Origin of the sequence: Streptomyces mutomycini (genome assembly GCF_001700505.1) — a bacterium.
GTDB classification, from domain to species: Bacteria; Actinomycetota; Actinomycetes; order Streptomycetales; family Streptomycetaceae; genus Streptomyces; species Streptomyces mutomycini.
On the sequence record NZ_MAPV01000382.1, the window covers coordinates 1 to 820 of the forward strand.

2 pseudogenes are annotated in these 820 nt (G+C 75.6%); one reads left to right on the top strand and one right to left on the bottom strand.

The annotated features are described in order from the left end of the window. Window positions 1–678: pseudogene (locus BFF76_RS30580) on the top strand (lyase family protein); the annotation flags it as partial. 3 nt (window positions 679–681) lie between these two features. On the opposite strand, the pseudogene BFF76_RS34625 reads toward BFF76_RS30580, so the two are convergent. Then, window positions 682–819: pseudogene (locus BFF76_RS34625) on the bottom strand (3-carboxy-cis,cis-muconate cycloisomerase); the annotation flags it as partial. Window position 820: the final 1 nt, after the last annotated feature.

Below are 820 nucleotides of genomic sequence, written 5' to 3' on the forward strand. Positions count from 1 at the left end.
GATCTGGCGCTGCGGGCACGGTCCGGCGGCAATCCGGTGATCCCCCTGGTCGCCGACCTTTCGGCCGCCGTGGACGAGAAGACGCGGCCGTTCGTCCACCGGGGCGCGACCAGCCAGGACATCCTCGACACGGCGGCGATGCTGGTGGCGTCGCGGACTCTGGCGCATGTCCTCGACGACCTGGGGCGGACCGCCGAGACCCTGGGGCGGCTTGCGGCCGAGCACCGTGACACGCCGATGCCCGGCCGTACGCTGACGCAGCACGCCGTGCCGACGACCTTCGGTCTCAAGGCCGCCGGCTGGCGGTCGATGGTGCTCGACGCCCGGGACCGGCTGCGGTCCGTACGGGAGTCATTGCCCGCTCAGCTCGGCGGCGCGGCGGGCACGCTGGCCGCGTTCCGCGCCGACGGAGGGGACGAGGCGGCGCCGGCGCTCGTCGCCGCCTACGCGCGGGAACTGGGCCTGGCCGGACCGCTGCTGCCCTGGCACACCCTGCGCACCCCGGTCGCGGACCTGGCCGGTGCGCTGGCCTTCACGGCGGGCGCGCTCGGCAAGGCGGCCGCCGATGTGCTCACCCTGTCCCGTACCGAGACCGCCGAGCTCGCCGAGGGTTCCGGCGGCGATCAGCGTGGCGCGCACCGGATTGGCCTTGTGCGGCATGGCGGAGGAGCCGCCGCCGGAACCCTCGGCGAGCTCGGCGGTCTCGGTACGGGACAGGGTGAGCACATCGGCGGCCGCCTTGCCGAGCGCGCCCGCCGTGAAGGCCAGCGCACCGGCCAGGTCCGCGACCGGGGTGCGCAGGGTGTGCCAGGGCAGCAGC